Raw genomic sequence first — 5,417 nt, 5'->3', positions numbered from 1 at the left:
ACCTGAGCCTTCCAGCGGAACAACGTGGCAGGCGAGATCCCAGTTTCGGCTGCAACTTCGGCAACAGACTCGCCGGCTCGCAGCCGAGCGCACACCTGTCGGCGCATCACCGGCGGGAAGGATTTCGGCATCGTGACCTCCCGCGGATCAGTCTGCCTCAACTCTCGAAACCACGGCCTTATGAACGGGGGCCAGATCAAGCGGTCCCACTCAGCGGGGACGGGCCACGAGCTGCCCACTCACCTGATTACGCAACTCGACCAAACCAGACATGGCCGCCTGGCGGAAATGATATGCGAGCACATCTCGGCTACGTCCCGATCCGCGCCACCGACCGGCACTCGGCGGCAGCAGCATCCTGCTCAACATTGCACACCCGCCCGGCCAGCTCACTGGCGATCGGATCGGTGGACGGACCCGATCGTATCGCGCTGTCTTACTGGGTGGTTTCGCCGAGAGTCCCGACCGCGTTGCGGTCTCCGCTCTGGCTGGTGGGCCGCTCGGCTGAAACTGGGAACTGACCAGTGTTTCCTTCGCGCGCTTGTGCGATGGTGGATACCCGTTTGCGGGCGAGGAACCAGCCGCTGACCAGCAACGGGACCATGACCACTACGGTGGCGATGACCGAAAGCCGCTGCACTTCGTCGTCACTGAGGGCCATCAGCATCACCACGGCCGCCAGGAATAGTAGTGTCGCCACACTTGTGTACGGCGCACCGATCATGCGGTACTTCGGACGTTCCATCCTGCCGCTGCGCGACCAGCGCCACAACTGCAGCTGGCAGACCACGATCGCCGCCCAGGTCGAGATACCGCCAAGAGCTGACATGTTCAGCACGATTTCGAAGACTTCGTCCGGCACTACTACATTGAGTCCGACACCGATCAGTGCGATGGTGCCGGTGGCGAGAATACCGACATAGGGCACACCACCTTTGGACATGCGGGACGCGACCGCCGGCGCACTGCCCTTCATCGACATCGAGCGGAGGATCCGGCCGGTCGAATACAGGCCCGCGTTCAGGCTGGAGAACGCCGCGGTCAACACAACCAGGTTCATGATCGAATCCGCGCCTTCGACACCGAGCCGGGAGAAGAAGGTGACAAACGGGCTTTCACCGGCTTTGAACGCCGTGTAGGGCAACAGCATTCCGAGCAGTACCAGCGAACCGACATAGAACAGCGCGATGCGGGCGATGACCGAATTTATGGCTCGCGGCATGACCTTTTCGGGATTCTCCGTCTCTCCGGCCGCCGTGCCGACCAATTCCACTGCGGCATAGGCGAAGACAACGCCTGTGGTGACGGTAACCAGTGGCAGCAAACCGGTCGGGAGCAACCCGCCGTGGTCGGCGATCACGCTCACGCCGGTGCGCTCCCCGCCAACCGTGTGCCGGCCAGCCAAGAAGACCGCGCCGACGATCAGGAAGGTACCCAGCGTAGCCACCTTGATCAACGCCGCCCAGAACTCCACTTCGCCGAACCAGCGCACCGAAACCAGGTTGACACCGACCACCAGGATCAGCGCCACAAGCGCGATTACCCACTGCGGCACCGCTTCGAACGCCCCCCAGAAATGGACATAAGTGGCGATCGCGGTGATGTCCACGATCCCGGTCATCGACCACTGGAAAAACGATATCCACCCGACCGCGAAGGCCAGCTTCTCGCCGTAGAACTCGCGGGCATACGAGACGAACGAACCGGAGGAAGGGCGATGCACCACCAACTCCCCCAGCGCCCGCAGGATGAAGAACACGAACACTCCGCAGACGGCGTACACCATGAAAAGCCCGGGGCCGGCGCTGGCCAGCCGACCGCCTGAGCCCAGGAACAGGCCGGTGCCTATGGCGCCACCGATCGCGATCATCTGCAGCTGCCGCGGACGTAGCGACTTGTGGTAGCCCGCATCGTCCGGGTGCGCAACACCCGCGGACATCACCGACTGGGATCGAACTGCTTCCATAGCGGGAGACCTCTCATGTGACGCCAATCATGCCGTCGTTGAACGTACCGCCATTCAACGGCACGATCAATGGGTGAAAGTCCGCCGCTCTGCAACAGTTGCAAGCCGGGACAGCCTCTCGCACAAGGCGTCCGCACCTGCACTCCGCCCCCACGCATGGGCCCAGCAGAGAGGAGCGAACGGGGCCATCGGCCCGCGCATGCCTCACAATCCGCGTTGCGTGACCCGCCCCCGAATCGCTGGTCGGTGAACCACAGAGCCCGCTGCGGAGCAAGTAGCCGGTCAGGGGGCGATGAGGAGAGATCGCAAGTGATGCGAGCGAGGTCGCAGACTCCGCTGTCGAGCACGTCGTCGCTGCAGTAGGTTTCCCGGTCGGCCAGCTTCAGTGCGTCGCGGTCGGCGCCGCGCGATCTTGCGCGCTCAGATCACGAGCGCGGGCGCATCGAGCCAGATCCTCGCCAGCGGCGCTGTCTCCGGAAGGCGGGCGTGGGCGGTGATCGCTCAACAGCAGGGCCGCGCTCGGCGGCTCGGCGGATCGTGGATCCGGCGATCATCAATATGATCGCGACACCGAGTCCTACCGCAGGCTAGTAGGGTCCGGCATCTATGACGGGTACGACCGGCTCATCGGGACCGGGTTCATCTGCCGCCCGGCACCCGGTCGTGCTCGATGCGCCGTTCCTAGTTGAGTCCTGCATGACCGACTCTTCCTGCAACGTGCGAACCGATCGTGTCCAACACCAGCGCACGCAGGACGCCTGCGAGGTAGGCCACGGCCGTCGACTTCCCAGATGCTGATGCCGGGAATTCCGCGCCAACGGCGGCACTCCACTGCGGTCCGGTAGCCGCCGTGCGGCAACGCCAGCTCCACATCGGAAAGGCGCCGCGGGATGGCCGGCGATCGTCTGCCGCGCGTCCCAGTACAACCACGAGCCCCGACGAGATCACGCATCGGATGGTGGCAATTTCTGCGAATTACACTGCCCGGCAATCTATTCTGGCAAATCACACGTCGCATACAGGCAGGAGATGATTGGGATGAGCGTAACAGTCCGCAGCGGTCAGGAGAATGCAGGGCTACCGCTATTGATGGTGATCGACGTACAGAACGGGTTCCTGGTCCCGTCCTCGCAACATGTTGTCCCGGCGGTGGCGAGGCTGATCGAATGGTGGCTGGCCGCTCACGCGCCGGTGGTGCTCACCCGCTTTCTCAACGACTATGGTTCGCCGTTCGAGCGGTTGGTCGACTACCACGCTATGCGCGGGTCGCCAGATACCAACCTCGCGCCGGAGTTGGCAGGCTACGCCGACGACGACCGGGTGCACGTCATCGATAAGACCACCTACACCGCGTTGACCGCACCGGTGCGCGAGCTGGTCACTCGTTCGGGTGTGACCCAGGTGTATCTGTGCGGGATCGCCACCGAGGCGTGTGTGTCGCTCACGGCTTTCAGCGTTTTCGATGCCGGTCTGACCCCGTGGGTCGTCACCGACGCGTGCGCGTCCAACGCCAGCGGCCGCTGCCCAGAAAAGGTGCACACTGAGGCCGTGCGGCGACTCGGCCACCTGATCGGCGCGAACCAGCTCCTCGACTCCGAGCAGGCACACGCCATCCTCACGGCCAGCGTGCGCCGGGGCTGAGCAGACATCCCCCATCAGCGGGTCCACACTGAACGTTGCGGCCAAGCCGCAGGAGGATGGGTGAATCGTCTCCTCATGCAGGTTCCGGACCGCGGCCTGGTACGGCATCTGGTGCTCGTCGGAGCGTTTGCGGGCGGCTCGGGTCAACGCCCTCGTGTCGCGTGGTGCACCGAGGCGCCGTAGGCATCAGCTACGTCCTCCTTGTCTGCGACGTTTTTGCGGCGCGCCCGCTTCAAGACGGCGCTGATCTGGCGATAGTCAGCCGGGCGGCCTGGGCCGGGGTGGGTGCCTTGGCGAGCAGTTCCAGGGTGTCTGCCGCCTCAAGGTCTTCGAAAGCCGCCAGTGCGGCGGGGAAGTAGTCCCGCAGCGCATGACGCAACCGCTGGATGTGGCGGGTTCGTTCCCAGATCATCGTCTTGTCCATACGAGTCACGACCTTCACAGCCTCGACACGAGCCGATCGCCAGCCACAGACCGCAATTCGTGTGCATGGGTGCGGGACTATGTCGGCCAGTACGTGAGCATCACCGGCGTCGCTCTTGGCCCCGGAGACCCCAGGCGTTCGCGAAACCGGGACGCCTGCAACGGATTCAAGGCAAGTACCGTGTACCCGGCGGCGACCAGGGCGGCCACCCACAGGCCGCGTTCGGTCTCGATCCGACCAGCACCTCGATATCCTCGTCCACGGTGTCACCGACCAGCCCGTTACCCCCACTGATCGCATGCAGCCTCGCCATCCCGGCCACGCCCTCGGGCAAGCGGGCTTTGGCCGAGGCGGCGCCCGTAGCCGTCCATCACTTCCACATCGTGACGGTCCTGGGCCCAATCGTCTCGTACGAACAGCTGCAACGGTCCTCCCGTCTCTCGGTGCCGATCAACCGCGAGCAGCCGGCGGGAGAACCATCAGCGACCTAATCGAACAGTGCTCACGTCACCACGGACGGGCACGACATCCCAGCAGCGATCAACTTCCCCCGACCCACCGGCAGGGGCACGATCTTTGGCAGGACTCGAAGTCCAGGGGTAAAAGTGCTCACCTGCCGGTCGGCCACCACCAAGGAGTGTGCCGGACAACTCACTCCCAGAACTGATTAGGCGAGACCACACCGGCTCCAGCCCCGTAGACCGCGGCAAGCCCGGCTCCAAACACCACCTGATCACCGACGCCGCCGCAACACCCCTGGCGGTCACGCTGACCGGCGGAAACCGCAACGACCGTCACCCAGCTCATCCCGCTGCCGGACGCCCTGCCCGTCATCGAGGGGCGGGTCGGCCGCCCCTGGCGGCGTCCCCGACGGCTTTACGCCGACCGCGGCTACAACCACGACAAATACCGCAGGCTGGTCCGCACTCGCGGCATCACACCAGTCATCGCCCGCCGCCGCAACACCCACGGCTCCGGACTCGGCACTGTCTCCTGGCCGGTAGAACGGACCTTCGCCTGGCTGCACACGTTCAAATGCCTCAGGACCCGCTACGAACGCCGCGCCGACATCCACCACGCCCTACTCAGCCTCGCCTGCTCGGTCATCTGCCTCCGCAAACTCATTCTGAACTGAGTTCATAGGGCTAACTAAGCGGTAGACCTGCGGCCTGGGTGTTGTAAAACGATCAATTCACGAACATCGGAATGAACCGTCCTGGACTGGCTGGAGACTCCTGATATAGCAAGGGAGACTGTCAGCCATGGCGGCACCACGGAAGTTCGACGAGGAGACTCGCGCTCGGGCGGTGAGGATGTATCAGGATCGGATCCGTGAGCACGGTGACTCGATGGCCGGTGCGCGCCGGCATGTCGGAGCGCTGCTGG

At 64.4% G+C, this 5,417-nt stretch carries 4 protein-coding genes and 1 pseudogene; 2 read left to right on the top strand and 3 right to left on the bottom strand.

Going from position 1 to position 5,417, the window contains the following annotated elements:
* A partial coding sequence (locus ACWEO7_RS37825) for a transposase (RefSeq protein WP_452430453.1) occupies positions 1 to 131 on the bottom strand: 131 nt, incomplete at its 3' end.
* A gap of 305 nt (positions 132 to 436) precedes the next feature.
* Positions 437 to 1,966, bottom strand: coding sequence for an amino acid permease (locus tag ACWEO7_RS37820; protein ID WP_452430451.1), 1,530 nt, complete (start codon positions 1,964 to 1,966; stop codon positions 437 to 439).
* 1,038 nt (positions 1,967 to 3,004) lie between these two features.
* Between ACWEO7_RS37820 and ACWEO7_RS37815 the strand changes: the two genes are divergently transcribed.
* Positions 3,005 to 3,607: an isochorismatase family cysteine hydrolase gene (locus ACWEO7_RS37815; RefSeq protein WP_452430449.1), complete on the top strand. Its 603-nt coding sequence runs from the start codon at positions 3,005 to 3,007 to the stop codon at positions 3,605 to 3,607.
* Positions 3,608 to 3,839: 232 nt separating this feature from the next.
* Here ACWEO7_RS37815 and ACWEO7_RS37810 read toward each other — a convergent pair whose 3' ends face one another.
* A complete protein-coding gene (locus ACWEO7_RS37810) occupies positions 3,840 to 4,331 on the bottom strand; it encodes an IS110 family transposase (protein ID WP_452430448.1) in 492 nt (163 codons plus the stop codon).
* A gap of 363 nt (positions 4,332 to 4,694) precedes the next feature.
* On the opposite strand from ACWEO7_RS37810, the pseudogene ACWEO7_RS37805 reads away from it, so the two are divergent.
* Positions 4,695 to 5,166: pseudogene (locus ACWEO7_RS37805) on the top strand (IS5 family transposase); the annotation flags it as partial.
* Positions 5,167 to 5,417 lie beyond the last annotated feature (251 nt).

This window comes from Nocardia sp. NPDC004260 (assembly GCF_053603155.1).
This window is presented reverse-complemented; position numbering and strand designations above follow the sequence as displayed.

Bases quoted from the DNA above. Each gene is read 5' to 3' on its own strand.
- ACWEO7_RS37820 (WP_452430451.1), bottom strand. From the start codon at position 1,966: ATGGAAGCAGTTCGATCCCAGTCGGTGATGTCCGCGGGTGTTGCGCAC.
- ACWEO7_RS37815 (WP_452430449.1), top strand. From the start codon at position 3,005: ATGAGCGTAACAGTCCGCAGCGGTCAGGAGAATGCAGGGCTACCGCTA.
- ACWEO7_RS37810 (WP_452430448.1), bottom strand. From the start codon at position 4,331: ATGCGATCAGTGGGGGTAACGGGCTGGTCGGTGACACCGTGGACGAGG.